General features: G+C 35.8%; 13 protein-coding genes and 2 tRNA genes. 5 read left to right on the forward strand and 10 right to left on the reverse strand.

Translation table 11 applies throughout. The features are described from left to right. Position 1: 1 nt before the first annotated feature. The 3 genes from rodZ to yfmF are packed head-to-tail and all read right to left on the reverse strand — an operon-like array spanning position 2 to position 3,389. The gene (gene rodZ, locus D8804_RS06540; RefSeq protein ID WP_185774043.1) at positions 2–823 is read right to left on the reverse strand and encodes a cytoskeleton protein RodZ; all 822 of its coding nucleotides are present in this window, start codon (positions 821–823) and stop codon (positions 2–4) included. Between the two features lie 35 nt (positions 824–858). Next, complete coding sequence (yfmH, locus tag D8804_RS06545; RefSeq protein ID WP_125399224.1) at positions 859–2,142, reverse strand: EF-P 5-aminopentanol modification-associated protein YfmH; 1,284 nt, start codon at positions 2,140–2,142, stop codon at positions 859–861. Beyond that, positions 2,139–3,389 (reverse strand): EF-P 5-aminopentanol modification-associated protein YfmF, encoded by a 1,251-nt coding sequence (gene yfmF, locus D8804_RS06550; protein WP_125399225.1) that lies wholly within the window; start codon positions 3,387–3,389, stop codon positions 2,139–2,141. The genes yfmH and yfmF overlap by 4 nt, the downstream gene beginning before the upstream one ends. Positions 3,390–3,549: 160 nt before the next feature. On the opposite strand from yfmF, the gene yaaA reads away from it, so the two are divergent. Both yaaA and recF read left to right on the forward strand, forming a co-directional pair. Continuing rightward, positions 3,550–3,918 carry a S4 domain-containing protein YaaA gene (gene yaaA / locus D8804_RS06555; protein WP_125399226.1) on the forward strand — a complete coding sequence of 123 codons (369 nt, stop codon included), beginning with the start codon at positions 3,550–3,552 and terminating at the stop codon, positions 3,916–3,918. A 2-nt stretch (positions 3,919–3,920) separates the two neighbouring features. Next, positions 3,921–5,012, forward strand: coding sequence for a DNA replication/repair protein RecF (gene recF, locus D8804_RS06560; RefSeq protein ID WP_125399227.1), 1,092 nt, complete (start codon positions 3,921–3,923; stop codon positions 5,010–5,012). A 56-nt stretch (positions 5,013–5,068) separates the two neighbouring features. On the opposite strand, the gene guaB is transcribed toward recF, so the two are convergent. Both guaB and trpS read right to left on the reverse strand, forming a co-directional pair. Continuing rightward, entirely contained in the window at positions 5,069–6,547 is a 1,479-nt protein-coding gene (gene guaB / locus D8804_RS06565) for an IMP dehydrogenase (RefSeq protein WP_000073406.1), read from the reverse strand. Between the two features lie 161 nt (positions 6,548–6,708). Continuing rightward, positions 6,709–7,734 (reverse strand): tryptophan--tRNA ligase, encoded by a 1,026-nt coding sequence (gene trpS, locus D8804_RS06570; RefSeq protein ID WP_125399228.1) that lies wholly within the window; start codon positions 7,732–7,734, stop codon positions 6,709–6,711. Between the two features lie 195 nt (positions 7,735–7,929). Here trpS and D8804_RS06575 point away from each other — a divergent pair, with 195 nt between their 5' ends. Both D8804_RS06575 and D8804_RS06580 read left to right on the forward strand, forming a co-directional pair. Then, on the forward strand, positions 7,930–9,552 hold the full coding sequence (locus tag D8804_RS06575; protein ID WP_084945635.1) for an ATP-binding cassette domain-containing protein: 1,623 nt from the start codon (positions 7,930–7,932) through the stop codon (positions 9,550–9,552). A gap of 61 nt (positions 9,553–9,613) precedes the next feature. Then, positions 9,614–12,166: a YfhO family protein gene (locus D8804_RS06580; RefSeq protein WP_125399229.1), complete on the forward strand. Its 2,553-nt coding sequence runs from the start codon at positions 9,614–9,616 to the stop codon at positions 12,164–12,166. Between the two features lie 21 nt (positions 12,167–12,187). Here the strand turns inward: D8804_RS06580 and D8804_RS06585 are convergent, their stop codons facing one another. Then, positions 12,188–14,842: a YhgE/Pip domain-containing protein gene (locus D8804_RS06585; RefSeq protein ID WP_125399230.1), complete on the reverse strand. Its 2,655-nt coding sequence runs from the start codon at positions 14,840–14,842 to the stop codon at positions 12,188–12,190. A 128-nt stretch (positions 14,843–14,970) separates the two neighbouring features. On the opposite strand from D8804_RS06585, the gene D8804_RS06590 reads away from it, so the two are divergent. Continuing rightward, on the forward strand, positions 14,971–15,513 hold the full coding sequence (locus D8804_RS06590) for a TetR/AcrR family transcriptional regulator (protein WP_125399231.1): 543 nt from the start codon (positions 14,971–14,973) through the stop codon (positions 15,511–15,513). A 38-nt stretch (positions 15,514–15,551) separates the two neighbouring features. Here D8804_RS06590 and D8804_RS06595 read toward each other — a convergent pair. From D8804_RS06595 to comD, 4 genes are all read right to left on the reverse strand, one after another. Further along, positions 15,552–15,625: transfer RNA gene (locus D8804_RS06595), tRNA-Asn, on the reverse strand. Between the two features lie 5 nt (positions 15,626–15,630). After that, positions 15,631–15,702, reverse strand: a tRNA-Glu gene (locus D8804_RS06600). Positions 15,703–15,753: 51 nt separating this feature from the next. Next, positions 15,754–16,506 (reverse strand): competence system response regulator transcription factor ComE, encoded by a 753-nt coding sequence (gene comE / locus D8804_RS06605; protein WP_000866079.1) that lies wholly within the window; start codon positions 16,504–16,506, stop codon positions 15,754–15,756. Further along, positions 16,503–17,532 (reverse strand): competence system sensor histidine kinase ComD (gene comD / locus D8804_RS06610; protein ID WP_125399232.1); only part of this gene is annotated, 1,030 nt, incomplete at its 5' end. The genes comE and comD, both read right to left, overlap by 4 nt.

Consider the following 17,532-nt stretch of genomic DNA (forward strand, 5'->3'; position numbering starts at 1 on the left):
CTTAATCTGTAGTAAATGTAAGTGTTACAGTTCCAGTCTGAGTTGTCAGCTTCGAAGTATCAATCGTTTGATTGTCCACAGTCACAGTAACTCCCTTCACTACACCTAAAGTAATAGTAACGGGATTCTTAGTTGAAACTGTTGTTTTTGCATTCTTATTGTCTGCGGATAGTGTCACACCACCCTCCAGCTCACTTCCTGAAACACTTACCCAACTAGTTGCATCTGATACTGCCAGTTGAACAGTAGCGGTTTCCTTACTCGTTTTATACCGAGCTTCAATGCGGTTTCCTTCGCCTGACACTGTAATAGTTGATTCCGTAGTAGAAGACGAGCTAGATGTCTGACTACTAGAAGATGAACTAGCTGAGGTTGTTGAACTAGTCGAGTTCACAACACTATAATTAGCTGAAGAAGGACTTGGCTGAGTTTGGATGTAGTTCCAAACATAGTAAGTGACAAAAATTAAAATTGACAAAGCAAATAGAACGAAATAAAACAAGGGGAGATAAGACGTTTTTTTCTTATTTGATCGTCTGCGACCAGACAAGTCTTCTTCATCAACATCTACCTCTTCATAGGTAATCATACTGCCTGAATCATAGGCATCCAAAATAATTCGTTCATCCAATTCAACCGCCCAAGCATATTTTCTTAAAAAAGAACGAGCATAGAAGGTACTAGGAAGTTGATCAAAATCATCAGCCTCCATAGCCTCTAATAAATTCATCTGAATATCCGTTTTTGCCTGCAGTTCTTCTATACTCAATCCCTGGTTAATTCTGGCTAAACGAAGCACCTCACCAATTGTTTTTTTTCTCATACGTACCATTCCTTCTTTCTAGTATTAGTTATATTTTAAGCTGGAAAGATTGTAAAATCAACTAGATCACCATCATCTATCAAACGATGACCTGCTTCAAGAACATCGTCTAAAGTGATTTCTTGTAAAATTTTTGGTAAATCAAAAATAGTTTCTCCTCTGTCGACTGGTTCATACTGTGTCGCAATAAACTCCAAGGAGTTCATACTACTGAAAAATTCCCCAAACATCTCACTCTTAACAAGATCCAGATGTTCCTCTGTAAGATCTGAATCTTTCGTAAAGTTGCGAATAGCCTTTCGAAATTGATGCGACAACGAAACAGGTTCTTTCGTTTCCATCGTCAATATCACAAAATGAAAGCGACTGTTGACTTCAACCTCAAGTGACAATGACGCATCTAACTTCCCATTCTCATATAACTTTTGAAATCGCTCAGAAGTCCAACCAAACATCATCGTAAACAATAATTTTAGCAAAATATTATAACGGTAGCAATCTTCTGCTGCCACCTCACCTGCTCCCCTAATTCCAACAGCAAGTTTTGGTGAAGAGACTTCCATCCGAAGGTTATCTCTTTCTTTGACAGCTTGTAAAGTAAGCTTCTCCTTCCTTACTACCATTTCTTCCAAGTTTCTAAGTTTCTTTTGCGAAAAATAGTTCTTAACTGTATCTACATCAAAATTCCCAACTAAAAACAAAGACATATTTACAGGTTTGTAAAAGGCTGTAAAGTTATTTTTTAAGTCATTTAGCTGGATATTGTTAATTGACTTTTCACTTCCAACAATATCTGCTGCCAGAGGAGTATTGGGATAAAGATTTGCTAATGTTGCAAAAAACAGGCGCGAATCTGGATCATCTTGGTACATCTCACGTTCTTGTTGAATGATTTCCCGCTCTCGCTCAACTGACTCTTCTGTAAAGTGAGCAACTGTTACCAATTCTTCAAGCAAATCCAAGTTTTCTGATAAATGATCTATTGTTGAAAACAAATAACTCGTCTTTGTAAAACTTGTAAAAGCATTGCTATCAGCTCCCAAGCGTGTAAAAGACTCCATAATATCTTCAGCATTTTCTCTCTCAAACAGTTTGTGTTCAAGAAAATGTGCAATTCCAGTTGGATAACACTGTAAACCTTTTTCAGATAATGTAAAGTTTGTATCTACTGATCCAAATTGAACTGTTACAACTCCGTAAACTTCATTAAATTGTTTCTTAGGAAGGAGAGATACTGTCAATCCATTTGATAGACGAGTCTGATAAACCGTCTCCTTTACAGCAGGATAGTATTTTTCTTCAAAGGTAACTGGTGTCATTCTATTCCTTCCATAAAGTATATCGCTTGTAACCGAACACTATTTGCTGCTTTACAGATAGCTTCTTTGTCAATTTGATTTAATTTTTCAATCCAACTGTCAAAATCTGATGTAGATTTCCCTAACAGACTATTCAAATAAACTCGCTCGATTAGTGAGCTCTGACTATCTTGCGCAAGCAATAAGGTTCTGCGAATCATCTCCTTAGTCTGTTCAATCTCCAAATCTGTAAAATTACCTTTCTTTAGTTCAAGTAATTGATGATTCATCAGTTTTCTGGCTTGATTGCGCTTTTCCCGATCAATGCCAGCATACATCCTCAATTGACCACTAAATAAATCCAATTGACTGGAGATAGTGTAGGCTAGACCAGCATTTTCCCGAACATTTGTAAAAAGCCTAGAGTGAGCAAAACCACCTAACAGACCATTCATTACTACCATGGCCAAATGATGCTTGTCTCCATAGCTCGTAGAACAATGGTAAGCCAATTCCAAAACAGATTGGCCCACATTCTTACGAACCATTCCTTCCCGAAGGACATTTGAATATGGTTGTTGGTACTGAGGCTTGACATCGATTTGACGCCCAGTAAAGGAGAATGACCTCAACCACTCCTTCACTTCTACTTCATTAAAATCACCTAAGAAAAAGAAATCAATACGATCATTCTTCAGAGCATTTTGAAAGCACGTGTAGCTACTTTCTGGAGACTCATTTGAAATGCTATTTCGTAAATCACTGTATCTCAATTGAAGACGCTCATCATGGAAGAACAAGCTATCCAACTCCTTATGAGCAAAATAAAATGAATCATCCATATCAGTAGCTAAACTAGCCAATAACTGTTTTCTTTCAATTTCAAATAAGGCTAGCTCAAAAGCACCATCTTGAGCTAAGGGAGCAAATAAAGTCTGTTTCACCAATTCCAAAATTCGAGAAGTCAAGACATTCTTTTTACTTAAAAAATCATCCCTCACATAAGTAAATGTTAAGTCAAGAATATGTGCCTGTCCCCTACGATAAGCACTTGTGGAAATATCTGTTCCATATAAACTTGCCAAGTATCTGCGAAATGCTTGTGATGTGGGATAAGCTTGATTTGCCGTCTCCAACATATTTGCACTTAACATGCGTCCTGCTATTGTCTCAAGAGATAAGGGAGCAGTAAAACGAATAGTGATTTTATTTGTTTTAAACTTTTTGGATTGAATAAAATGTGCTGAAATTCCAGGCACCAACTCCATACCTTACCTCCTTACATATAGAGTTCTATTATACCACGAAAATCAAAATTTTTCTTGTTCTCTTTATAGCTTTCAAAAGTAAAATCGTTTTCATTTCGACTGACTTTCCTTCAGCTATTTCAGGGAAAATATGGTATAATACCAAAGATTGAGGTGAATTATGGAATACAAATTATTTGAAGAATTTATTACGCTCCAAGCCCTCCTAAAAGAGATTGGAATTATACAAAGCGGTGGTGCTATCAAATCCTTTTTAATGGAGCATCAAGTTTACTTTAATGGTGAATTAGAAAGTAGACGTGGGAAAAAAATCCGTATTGGAGATACGATTGACATTCCTGATTTAAAGATTGACATCACCTTGACACAACCAAGTTTAAAAGAGCAAGAAGAATACCAAGCAGATAAGATCGAAAAAGAACGAATTGCTAAACTTGTCAAAGAGATGAATAAAGGTGTCAAGAAAGAAAAACAAAAAACTACTTCATCACCTAAATTCAAACAAGCTCCACGTTTTCCAGGAAGATAACTATGTGGCTTCAACATTTAACAATTAAAACCTTTCGAAATTACAAAGAGGCAAAAATTGATTTTAATCCAAAATTGAACGTCTTTTTAGGCCAAAATGCACAAGGAAAAACTAATATTCTAGAAGCAATCTATTTCTTAGCCTTGACACGTAGTCATCGTACTCGGACAGATAAAAATCTCATTCATTTTGATGAAGAGCAACTTCATCTTTCTGGCTTGCTACAGAAAAAAACAAGCTCTATCCCTCTAGAAATTGATTTAACACCAAAAGGGCGGGTGACTAAAGTCAATCACTTAAAACAAGCTCGCCTATCAGACTATATCGGACATATGAATGTTGTCCTCTTTGCACCTGAAGATCTCCAGCTAATTAAAGGAGCACCTTCCATTCGCCGAAAGTTTATAGATATAGAATTGGGACAAATTAAACCAATCTACTTGTCAGACCTGTCAAACTATAACCATATACTCAAGCAAAGAAATACGTATCTAAAATCTAACCATAAGATTGACGAAACATTTCTGTCGGTCTTAGATGAACAGTTAGTAGAGTATGGTTGTCGCGTCATAAAACATCGGATAAAATTCATTAAAGACTTAGAGAAATTTGGTCAAAAAAAACACTTAGAAATTTCAAATCAATCAGAAGAGTTGTCAATATCTTATCAATCAACTGTCAACTTCACTAATGAAGAACAGCTAACAAGTTCTTTTAAAATTGCTTTGGAGAAAAACAGATCCAGAGACTTATTTAAAAAGAATACTGGTGTTGGCCCTCATCGAGATGACATTGCTTTCTATATCAATGGTATGGATGCTAGTTTTGGAAGTCAAGGTCAACATCGTAGTCTTGTACTTTCTATCAAACTAGCAGAGATTGAACTAATGGAAAGCATTACTAACGAGTCTCCAATACTCTTGCTTGACGATGTTATGAGCGAACTTGACAACACACGACAATTAAAATTACTAGAAACTATTTCACAATCTATCCAGACCTTCATTACAACAACAAGTTTAGACCACTTGCAAAACTTACCAGAAAATCTTAGTATTTTCAATATCCAAAACGGTAAAATATTTGTAAATTAAAATTGACACCTTTGTAAACAAAAAGAACTCCTGAATTTCAGGAGTTCTTTTGTTTCTTACATGGAGTAGTTTGGTGCCTCATTAGTAATTTGTACATCATGAGGATGGCTTTCTTTTAGACCCGCCCCAGACATTTCAATAAATTGAGCGTTGTCGTGCAATTCTTTAAGGTTAGCTGCACCACAGTAACCCATACCAGAGCGAATACCACCAAGCATTTGGAAGACAATATCAGCTGCTGCGCCTTTATAGGCAACACGGCCTTCAATTCCTTCTGGAACGAGTTTGTTTGCTTCATTGACAGAACCTTGGAAGTAACGATCACTTGAACCTTTCTTCATTGCAGCAATTGATCCCATACCACGGTAAGTCTTAAACTTACGTCCTTGGAAGATTTCCGTTTCACCTGGTGCTTCATCTGTTCCAGCAAACATTGAACCAAGCATAACTGCGTTTCCACCTGCAGCAAGGGCTTTTACAATATCTCCAGAATACTTGATTCCACCATCAGCAATAATCGTTTTTCCATATTCGCGCGCAACTGCTGCCGCATCATAAATTGCTGTCACTTGTGGGACACCCACACCTGCAATCACACGAGTAGTACAGATAGAACCTGGTCCAATCCCAACTTTGACAACATCCACACCCGCATCATAAAGAGCACGCGCACCTTCTGCAGTTGCAATATTACCAGCAATCAAAGTGCGATCTGGGAAGTGAGCACGAATTTCAGCAATTTTACGTAGAACCCCAGCAGAGTGACCATGTGCAGTATCAATAACAATTGCGTCAGCCCCTGCTTCAAAGAGAGCCTCTGCACGTTCAAATGTATCTGAAGTGACACCCACCGCACCAGCAACTAGAAGACGACCAAATTCATCTTTGGCAGCATTTGGAAACTCAATAACTTTTTCAATATCCTTAATAGTAATCAAGCCAGAAAGACGGCCTTCTTCGTCAACCAAAGGAAGTTTTTCAATACGGTGTTCTTGAAGAATATGTTCAGCTGTTGCAAGATCTGTACCAACAGGGGCAGTGACAAGATTTTCACTGGTCATATGATTTGAGATTGGTTGATTGTAATCTGAAATAAAGCGAAGATCTCGGTTTGTTAGAATACCAACCAATTTACGATTTTCAAGTGTTTCTACAACTGGAACACCACTGATACGGTAACGTCCCATCAGTTCGTCTGCCTCAGCAATGGTATGTTCTGGAGTCAAGAAGAATGGATCAATAATAACACCATTTTCAGAACGTTTTACCTTGCGAACTTCATCCGCCTGTTGCGCAATAGACATATTTTTATGGATTACTCCAAGACCACCCGCACGAGCAATAGCAATAGCCATTTGACTTTCTGTGACTGTATCCATGGCGGCTGTTATAATTGGGATATTTAAAGTCAGATTATCTGCCAATTTTGTTGTTAAATCTGCATCATTAGGCAACACATGACTTTCTGCTGGAATGAGCAATACATCATCAAAGGTAAAACCTTTTTTTAAAAATTTAGTATCCCAATTAGACATTGAAGCTTCCTCTTTTCTTTTTTTTGAGCTTGACTCTTTTTGTATTGTATCTATCATACCATTCTATGAAAATTTGTCAATTATATTTATGGTAGAAATCATAAAAAAACTATCCCTGTGAACCTATGGAAGAGATAGTTTTATGATTCATATTTTATCTATTATTTAAAATAATTTAGTCCCATTGCTTTCTTAACTTCAGATAAAGTTTGCCCCGCAACCTCACGCGCTTTCTCACTACCTTTTTGAAGCATATTGTACACTTCTCCCATATCCTTAGCAAATTCAATACGGCGCTCACGAATAGGGCCAAGTTCGCGTTCTAATATTTCAAGTAGATAACGTTTCGTCTTCACATCACCAAGACCACCACGTTGATAATGCTCTTTCATATTCACAATTTCTTGAGCATCTTCTGGACGACCAAAAACATCTAGATAATGGAAAACCATATTCCCTTCAATCTTACCTGGATCCTCAACTCGAATATGATCCGGATCAGTATACATACTCATGACTTTTTTACGCAACGTATCCGCATCATCTGCTAGATAAATACCATTATTAAGGGATTTAGACATTTTAGCATTTCCATCTAAACCAGGCAAACGTCCTGCTCTCTCATTTTCTGGATAAATACCTTCTGGCTCAACCAATACATCACAATTATAAGCATTATTAAAGGAACGCACAATTTCACGAGTCTGTTCAATCATTGGTTTTTGGTCTGTCCCTACAGGAACATAATTAGCCTTAAAGGCTGTGATATCTGCTGCTTGAGCGATTGGATAAACCAAAAAACCTGTCGGAATACTTTCCCCAAATCCTTTTTGAGCAATCTCTGTTTTTACTGTCGGATTACGCTCCAAACGAGCTAGTGACACCAAATTCATATAGTACATAGACAGCTCAGCCAACTCTGGAATTTGACTTTGAATAAAGATAGTCGATTTACTAGGATCCAATCCAACTGCTAGGTAATCCAAGGCAACATTCCCAATCGATTCTACAATCGTTTGAGGGTCTTTGGCGTGATCTGTCAAGGCTTGTTGGTCCGCCAAAAAAACAAACATGTCATACTTATCTTCTTCCTGCAGTAATACTCTATTTTTTAGACTACCAACATAATGTCCAATATGCAGTTTACCTGTCGGACGGTCTCCTGTTAAAATAATGGGTTTCGTCATTTTTTTCTCCTTCGAAATGGTCTCTTCAATTATAGCATTTTTTTGTTAAAATAACAGAAAATTATTTAAATCACAGAGCCGATTCGTTGTAAATATAACTGTAAACTCAGTTGACATAAAATTGACAAAGAAAAATTTGAATATTTCTCTTTTTTCTAGTAGAATAAATGTATTACATATTATAGGAGAAAAACATTGCTTACAGTATCTGATGTTTCACTACGTTTTAGTGATCGCAAACTTTTTGATGATGTCAACATCAAATTTACAGAAGGAAATACATACGGATTAATTGGTGCTAATGGTGCTGGGAAGTCTACATTCTTAAAAATTCTAGCTGGTGATATCGAACCTACAACTGGTCACATCTCTCTTGGTCCAGATGAACGTCTCTCTGTCCTCCGTCAAAATCACTTTGACTATGAAGATGAACGTGTAATTGATGTCGTTATCATGGGAAATGAAAAACTTTATAGCATCATGAAGGAAAAAGATGCTATTTACATGAAGGAAGATTTTTCCGATGAAGATGGAGTTCGTGCTGCTGAACTTGAAGGCGAATTTGCTGAACTTGGAGGTTGGGAAGCAGAGAGTGAAGCATCTCAACTACTTCAAAACCTAAATATTCCAGAAGAATTGCACTACCAAAACATGAGCGAATTGGCAAATGGTGAAAAAGTAAAAGTTCTCCTTGCCAAAGCACTTTTTGGTAAACCAGATGTTCTTCTCTTGGACGAGCCAACCAACGGTTTGGATATCCAATCAATTACATGGTTAGAAGACTTCTTGATTGACTTTGATAACACCGTTATCGTTGTATCCCATGACCGTCACTTCTTAAACAAAGTATGTACTCACATGGCCGACCTTGACTTTGGAAAAATCAAACTCTATGTCGGAAACTATGACTTCTGGAAGGAATCTTCTGAGCTTGCGGCTAAATTGCTAGCAGACCGTAATGCCAAGGCAGAAGAAAAAATTAAGCAATTGCAAGAATTCGTTGCTCGATTCTCTGCCAACGCTTCTAAGTCAAGACAGGCAACGTCTCGTAAAAAAATGCTTGACAAGATTGAATTAGAAGAGATTGTTCCATCTAGTCGTAAATATCCATTTATCAACTTTAAAGCAGAACGTGAGATTGGTAATGATCTCTTGACAGTAGAAAACCTAACTGTCAAGATTGATGGTGAAACTATCTTGGACAATATTAGTTTCATCTTGCGTCCAGGTGATAAGACAGCTCTTATTGGACAAAATGACATTCAAACGACTGCATTAATTCGTGCAATTATGGGTGACATCGACTATGAAGGAACTGTCAAGTGGGGAGTTACTACTAGCCGTTCTTACTTGCCAAAAGACAACTCGGCTGATTTTGCAGGAGGAGAGTCAATCCTTGACTGGTTGCGTCAATTTGCAAGTAAAGAAGAAGATGACAATACCTTCCTACGTGGTTTCCTTGGTCGTATGCTCTTTTCTGGAGATGAGGTTAACAAACCTGTAAATGTCTTGTCAGGGGGAGAAAAAGTTCGTGTCATGCTTTCAAAACTTATGCTTTTAAAATCAAATGTCCTTGTACTTGATGATCCAACAAATCACTTGGACTTGGAATCTATCTCAAGCTTGAACGATGGATTGAAAAACTTTAAAGAATCAATCATCTTTGCCAGTCATGACCACGAGTTTATCCAAACTTTGGCAAATCATATCATTGTTTTGTCTAAGAATGGCGTCATTGATCGTATTGATGAAACCTACGATGAATTCCTAGAAAATGCAGAAGTACAAGCAAAAGTTAAAGAACTTTGGAAAGACTAAATAAGACTTCAAAACTCAGTTGGGTTAACCAACTGAGTTTTCTATCATTCTACGAGGTAACATGAAATCATTTTTTAAAACATATTGGGCCTATTTTATTTCTTTCATCATTCCTATAGTGATTATGTCTGGAGTATATCTATCTCAAGGTATCTACTGGAATAGCGATACATCCCCACTATTAGGAGATGGTTTCCATCAATACGTTATTTTCGATGTGGCTTTACGAAATATTTTACATGGAAATGGCAGTTTATTTTACACCTTTACAAGTGGCCTCGGACTAAATTTCTATGCTCTATCTAGTTATTACTTGGGTAGTTTTCTCTCACCCCTAGTTTACTTTTTTAACCTGTCGAATATGCCAGATGCTGTTTATCTGACCACTCTATTAAAATTTGGATTGATTGGTCTGTCAACCTTCTTTAGTTTGAATAAATTATTTAAAGATATCCCAAAATTTTTAAAACTGGCCTTATCTACTTCCTATGCTCTAATGAGCTTTACCGTCAGTCAGTTAGAGATAAAAACCTGGTTAGATGTTTTTATCTTAATTCCTTTAATTATAACTGGTTTACACCTACTTATAACACAAAAGAAGCGCCTACTATACTTTACAAGTTTGTCAATCTTATTTATTCAAAATTATTATTTTGGGTATATGACAGCATTGTTTCTTATTTTCTGGTATCTCTGCCAAATTTCTTGGGACTTTAAAACTCGAAAATCATCTTTTCTTGATTTTGTTGTTACCTCCTTTTTAGCAGGAATGGCTAGTTTGATCATGACTCTTCCTACACTGTTTGATTTACAAACTCATGGTGAGAAGTTGACTGCCATCACAAAATTAAAAACAGACAGTAGCTGGTATTTGGATATTTTCGCAAAACAATTCATTGGATCTTTTGATACAACTAAGTATGGATCTATACCAATGATTTTTGTTGGATTGCTTCCCTTTATTTTAACTATTCTATTTTTTACAATAAAATCCATAAGGTTTCACGTGAAACTTATCTATGCAATTTTCTTTACTTTTTTAATAACAAGCTTTTACATAGAAGCACTTGATCTATTTTGGCAGGGGATGCATACTCCAAATATGTTTTTGCATCGCTATGCTTGGATCTTTTCTACTCTGTTAATTTATACTGCAGCAGAAGTCTTAAATCGCCTGAAAGAACTGAAGCTCTGGAATCTATTTGTCTCACTTTTTCTTGTACTGACAGGATTTTTGGCTACTGTATACTTTAAATCACACTATTCTTTTTTAAGCGATTTGAATATCCTGCTCACCCTTGAATTTCTTCTAGTTTATGCTCTTTTACTTCTTGCAGTCATTAGAAAATTTATCTCTGTAAATCTATTTGCAATCCTTTTGTCTTTATTTATAACAGTTGAGATAAGCTTAAATGCTTCATCTCAAATGGAAGGAATAGCTAAAGAATGGGCCTTTGCTTCTCGTAATGCCTATAATAGAGATATCACCGCTATGGAATCCATTCTAAACCAAATTGACAATCCATTTACACGTACTGAAAAACTGCAAATTCAGACTGGAAATGACAGTATGAAATTTAACTACAATGGAATCTCTCAATTTTCGTCTGTACGAAATCGCTCAGCTAGCACTAGTTTGGATAAACTGGGATTCAAATCCTCTGGAACCAACCTCAATCTCCGTTATGCAAATAACAGTCTTTTAGCAGACAGTTTATTTGGAATCCAGTACAATATTTCTGAAACTTCACTTGATAAGTATGGCTTTCAAGAGATTTATCAAAAGGATCATTTAACCTTATATAAAAATCAACTCTATTTACCCATTGCCTTTGCCACTCAATCTATTTACACAGATGTAAACTTTAACAATCACACTCTAGATAATCAGGCTCTATTTATAAACCAGCTTGCGAATCTCAACTTAGATTACTTCTCCCAAATAGCATATGATAAAACAGATACTTCAGATGGTTTAACAAGCATCACAAGTTCTGCGAATGAAGATGCAAAGATTGATTATCAAATTGAGGTTCCTCAAAATAGCCAAGTCTATCTCTCTTTTTCAAATCTTCATTTTACAAACGACAAGCAAAAGAAAGTTGACATCATTGTCAATGGTGAAAAAAAGACTTTTACAACTGACAATGCATTTAATTTCTTTAATTTAGGTTATACTGAGGAACAAAAAACTTTCAATATCAGTGTTAGTTTCCCTGGAAATTCTCAGGTGTCATTTGAATCTCCAACCTTCTATCGTTTAGATACTCAGGCTCTTACTGAGGCAATTCAAAAGATTAAAGAACAACCTGTAGAAGTATCCACCTCTAAAAATAAAGTCTTTGCTACATATGAAGTCAAACAAGATACCTCTATTTTCTTCACTATTCCTTATGACAAAGGTTGGTCTGCATACCAAGATGGGAAAAAACTTGAAATCAAGCAGGCTCAAACTGGTTTTATGAAAGTTGATGTTCCAAAGGGAAAAGGCACCATTACACTTTCCTTTATTCCCAATGGTTTTATTATTGGAGCAGCCTGTTCACTAACTGCCCTTCTTCTTTTTGGGATCTATAATTACAGACAAAATTTATCTAAGACTGAAAAAGATTGACCAAAGAATTGGTCAATCTTTTTAATCTTCTTTCATTTTCTTAGGTTGATAAGCTAGCATACCTAAAGCAGTAAAGAAAGCTAGTGTTATAATAAGGAAAATTACTTGGTGATGAATATTTCCTGTCATAGAGATTGTTTGTCGTAAGCCTGATACCGAGTAACTCATTGGTAACCAAGGATTGACACCTTTAAAGAAATCATTTGTCAAAGCAAGGGGATAAGTCCCTGCACTTGATGCTAACTGTAATAATAGTAAAATAAGAGAGAAGAAGGCTCCTAAACGGCTATTCCAAGTTGTTAAAGCTGTCACCATAGACATGAAAGTTAAACTTGTGATTATAATTAGAATCAAAGTCCTCATCTCATGGTTAGCAGTTAAACCAATAAGATGAACACCTCCATAAACTAAAACACCTGCTAAGACAGCTATAATCCCATTTATTTCAGAACGAGACTTCAACCAAGCCCAACGACTCTCTGGGTGACGTCCAGAAGGCAACTTCGCAAAAATCATATTAGTAGATATAGCAGCAACAAAAAGAGCAACTGATATCATATAAGGAGCCATGGCAATCCCATTTACAGGAACTTGGTCATTATCTGTTTTTGAGAGAACTAGAGGATTAGATAATGTTTCTGCATTTTCAGATTCTGTTGATGCTGATTTAAGTTGATTGTTAGCATTGCCTAATCCTTTTCCTAACGAATCAACTCCTGTCTGTAAATCTTCAAGACCAGAGGTTAAGCTAGTTCCACCTTCTGCTAGTTTTCCAGTACCATCTGCAATTTTCATAGCACCACTTCCTAGTTGAGATGCTGCAGAAAGTAACTGTGTTGATTTATCTGTTAATTGACCAGATCCAAATTGTAATGTAGTAAGACCTGCTATCAGCTCTGGGCTCTTATTATTCAATTGAGCAGAACCAGATGACAAACTTTCTATACCTGATACTAATTCTGGAGCTTTTCCAGCTAACGCATCTACTCCATCTGTCAAGGTTGATGTATTTTGTGTCAACTTACTTGATCCAGAAACTAATTGATCTAGACTAGTTGTTAAGTTTGCATTCTTTTCACTCAGTTTATTGGCACCTATAGAAATAGCATCCAGTCTTTTAGTATAGTTTACAACTCCTTTTTCAATTGACTGACTTCCTGGAACCAACTGATTATCTACAGCAGTTTGCAATTTTGTAAATCCATTTGACAAGGTTGTCAAGGAGCTAGATGCTTCAGGTAAGAGTTTATTTGCCTTCGTCTGCACATCAGATAGATTAGATACTTGTTGTTCTGAATTCTCTATACTTTCTTTCAATCCTCCTACTGTCGTTAAAATTGTTTTTGCTGACTCAATAGTAGAATTAGAATTTTTAGAAATAGCTTCTGTCAGTTCTTTCTTCTGTTCCTCTGTGAGAGATTGATAAGTAGCTGTTGATTGAAGGTTCGCAAGAGTTTTCTCTTGTTCTGTCTGACTTTTGGTCACAATATTCTGTGCAAGAGTTGTTAGATTTGGCAAAGCTTCTGATAATGTCTTTTTCAGTTGAGTATTATCTGCTATCGTAAGAGCTTGTAGTGTTTTATTCAGTTCTCCTAGACTAGTTGCCAATTGAGTAATTTGTTCATTTTGTTGAGATGAGGACTTTAATTGACTTGAAATTTCTTTAATACCAGTATTTAATTGCTCTATTCCATCTCTTAGTGTATCTGATTGGTTGGATAATTGACTCGTTCCGCTAGAAAGTTTCTCTACACTACTTGTATAAGCATTTACACCAACTGAAAATTGACTGAGACCTGCATCCAGTTGTGAAACGCCACCTGTGTAAGACTTTATACCTGTATTTAGCTGATTTACACCTGCCACCAACTCAGGAGTTTTTGAGGCCAATTGACCAAGTCCAGTGTCAACCTGTGAAACTGCATTTGTATAACTTTGTAAACCACTATTAAAAGTTCCTAAACCAAGATGTAATTGCTCTATAGCAGACACATAGCTAGATAAGCCTTTTGTAAATTGATCCGCTCCATTTGAAAAAGTTACACTTGAGTTAGCTAGAGTATTAAGATTTGCCGTCAATGTTTGACTTCCCGTCACCAACTGATCGGCTCCATTAGCCAATTTTTCACTTCCATCAGCTGCCTTATTTATTCCAGACTTCAAATCATTCATTTTTTGAAATAGTGCCTTGGTATATGTTTCAGTTACATTCGTAGAGACGGTTTGTTTTAATTGTGTCATTGCAGAATCACTCATCTTACTTGCAATAAAGCTATGCCCACTTGACGTCTGATAATCAATCTGCATCTGTTCAGGATGATTTGTTAAGATAGAAGTAGCTTTTTCAGATAAGTCACTTGGTAAAGTCACTACCATGTAGTAGTCACCTTCTTCTAGGCCTTTTTCCCCTTCATCTTCATTAACAAAATGAAAATCTAAAGCCTTATTTTCTTTTAAATTAGACACCATGTCTTCACCTATTGTCATTGTCTGTCCATTATAAGAAGCTTCCTTATCTTTATTGACAACTGCCACAGGTAACTCTGATAATTGCCCATATGGATCCCACATGGATGATAAAAATATAATGTTGTATAAAGCTGGAATGAGAGAAATCCCTATCATTACAATGATAAAGGTCGGTTTTTTAAATATTGCTTTCCACTCTTTAAACATGTTTCCTCCTTTTTTACACATATTGTCTAAAATTTTGATATAATAGATTATACATCAAAAAATCCAAATTACAAGGTAAAAAATACTTTTTTTAGACATATTGTCTAATTTGTCTACAAGGAGGAGTTATGAAAGAAAGTAACAAACGCTTAAAAACAAAACGAATTATCGAAAATGCCATGGTTCAATTATTGATGGACCAACCCTTTGATCAAATTTCTACTGTCAAGTTAGCAGAAAAAGCCGGAATCAGTCGTTCCAGCTTTTACACTCACTACAAGGATAAGTATGATATGATTGAGCATTACCAAAGTAAGCTCTTTCATACCTTTGAGTATATTTTCCAAAAACATGCTCATCATAAAAGAGATGCCATTTTAGAAGTATTTGAATATTTAGAGTCTGAGCCACTTCTGGCTGCACTCTTATCTGAAAATGGTACAAAAGAAATCCAAAATTTCTTGAGAAATAAACTGCATATTATGCTTAGCACTGATCTTCAGAAACGTTTTATGCAACTACAACTAAATCCAATTGAACTCGAATACAGCAGCATTTATCTAACAAATGCCTTATTTGGAGTTTGCCAGACTTGGATTGCCCATGGAAAAAAAGAAAGCCCGCAAGAAATGACAGACTTCCTTATGAAAATGTTAGGTGATACAAATTAAGAATAAAAAGAACACCGGGTGGTGTTCTTTCTATCTGACTCCGCCAGTAGGACTCGAACCTACGACATCATGATTAACAGTCATGCGCTACTACCAACTGAGCTATGGCGGATAAAATAGTCCGTACGGGATTCGAACCCGTGTTACCGCCGTGAAAAGGCGGTGTCTTAACCCCTTGACCAACGGACCATCTATCTGTAGCAGATATAACCATTATATCAATTTCTTACTAATTGTCAATCACTTTTTAGATTTTTTCTCTAGAATATCTTTTAGTTTACGAACTTTCAAACGGGTAATGGGACAACGATGATCTTCATAAAAAACAACTTCTAAATTCTTTCGATCAATTTCTCTCACATTTCCCACATTGACAAGGAAAGATTTATGGGAGCAATAAAATCGCTGAGTATGTTTGTCCTTCTCCTGAATATCTGTCATAGTTCCATAAAACTCTTTGGCAAAATTCTTACCAATAATTCGCAATTTATGAGAAACACCTGTTGTTTCGATATACAGAATATCATGGTAAGGAATTTTCAAATCATTTCCCTTATAGTTGTAATCAAAATAGTCTACAACATCTTCGTTTTCAAGCAACATGCTTTTGGTATAGAAGATACTCTGCTCGATGCGTTTTTTGAACAATTCATCATTGATATCTTTATCAACAAAATCTAGGGCTGATACCTGGTATTTGTACGTTAAGGTAGCAAATTCAGATCGACTGGTAATAAAGACAATAATAGCATAAGGATTGTGATGACGGATAAATTGTGCTACTTCAAAGCCCTTCTTCTCAATTCCATGAATATCGATATCTAAGAAATAAAGCTGGTTTACTTCATCATTTTCGATATATTCCTTAAACTCACGAACTTTTCCTGTTGTCTTGTAAGAAATAGGAATATTTGATTCCTCAGAGATTTCATTCAATATTCTCTCAAGTCTCACTTGATGCTCAATAACATCTTCTAAAATTAATACTTTCATTCAAATTCCCTCTTAAATCTAATAATTTGTCTAAATGTGCTGTCTTCCATCTCTGTTTCTAAAATAATGCTGTCATACTTATCTAAAATCTCTTTGACATTATTAAGTCCTAAACCTCTATTTCTTCCCTTGGTAGAGAAACCTAAGGCAAATAGGTCCTCTGAAGGCGTCATAGTGATTTTGCATGAATTCTGGATAACTATAACTGTTTCAAAATCCATTTTAATGACTGCAACTTCCATTTGTTTCAAGTAACTATCCGCAGCACCTTCAACAGCATTATTTAAGAGAATACTCATGATACGAACAAGATCAAGTAAATCCATTGACAATCTAGTAATAACATCCTTTACTTCCAATGTAAACTCTACATCATTATTTCGTGCATAAACAATGGATTGAGCAATCAAACTACGTAAAGCTGAATCTTCTATATTATTCAAATCAAAGTAAGTATATTTCTCTGAACGCAGTTTTTGATTCGCTTTTAGTAATACTTCATTGTAAACTCTGTCAATTTCTTGTAAATCTTCACTGTCAATTGCCATTTGCATGCTGACAAGCATACCTGCATAGTCATGACGAAAACCTCGAATTTCATTATACAATCCAACAATTTCATCTGTATAGGTTTGTAAATGTTTTTGTTCGAATTTCTTTTGCTTCAAAGCAATGTCTTTTTCAACTTGAACCTTGTAAGAGTTCATTGCAAAGAAGGTTAAAAGGAGTCCAACAAAAACTACGGATGATAAAATACTTCCAAAACTATTTAAATGAGAAATAGTACTCACGATATCTGAAATAAAAGAGACGATATGTAGGAAGATAAATGCATATAGTACTTTTTTCAAAAAAGAATAGAGATAGTCTTTGTCAAAATATTTAAGTTCTAGGTTGAAATAGGTGATAATTTTTTTAATTATAAAATAGGTTAATAACAAAACTACCAAAATGAAAAGATCTTCATGTTGTAATACTAATTGATCTCCTGTTATAGAGGATAAAGTTACCGATATGAATGTATGC

It is taken from the genome of Streptococcus oralis, assembly GCF_003944215.1.
Lineage (GTDB): Bacteria > Bacillota > Bacilli > Lactobacillales > Streptococcaceae > Streptococcus > Streptococcus oralis_BI.

What these genes read in the sequence shown, in the direction of transcription:
- comE (WP_000866079.1), bottom strand. Translation starts at nt 16,506, where the DNA reads ATGAAAGTATTAATTTTAGAAGATGTTATTGAGCATCAAGTGAGACTT.
- rodZ (WP_185774043.1), bottom strand. Translation starts at nt 823, where the DNA reads ATGAGAAAAAAAACAATTGGTGAGGTGCTTCGTTTAGCCAGAATTAAC.
- D8804_RS06580 (WP_125399229.1), top strand. Translation starts at nt 9,614, where the DNA reads ATGAAATCATTTTTTAAAACATATTGGGCCTATTTTATTTCTTTCATC.
- yaaA (WP_125399226.1), top strand. Translation starts at nt 3,550, where the DNA reads ATGGAATACAAATTATTTGAAGAATTTATTACGCTCCAAGCCCTCCTA.
- D8804_RS06590 (WP_125399231.1), top strand. Translation starts at nt 14,971, where the DNA reads ATGAAAGAAAGTAACAAACGCTTAAAAACAAAACGAATTATCGAAAAT.
- trpS (WP_125399228.1), bottom strand. Translation starts at nt 7,734, where the DNA reads ATGACGAAACCCATTATTTTAACAGGAGACCGTCCGACAGGTAAACTG.
- yfmF (WP_125399225.1), bottom strand. Translation starts at nt 3,389, where the DNA reads ATGGAGTTGGTGCCTGGAATTTCAGCACATTTTATTCAATCCAAAAAG.
- guaB (WP_000073406.1), bottom strand. Translation starts at nt 6,547, where the DNA reads ATGTCTAATTGGGATACTAAATTTTTAAAAAAAGGTTTTACCTTTGAT.
- recF (WP_125399227.1), top strand. Translation starts at nt 3,921, where the DNA reads ATGTGGCTTCAACATTTAACAATTAAAACCTTTCGAAATTACAAAGAG.
- D8804_RS06585 (WP_125399230.1), bottom strand. Translation starts at nt 14,842, where the DNA reads ATGTTTAAAGAGTGGAAAGCAATATTTAAAAAACCGACCTTTATCATT.
- yfmH (WP_125399224.1), bottom strand. Translation starts at nt 2,142, where the DNA reads ATGACACCAGTTACCTTTGAAGAAAAATACTATCCTGCTGTAAAGGAG.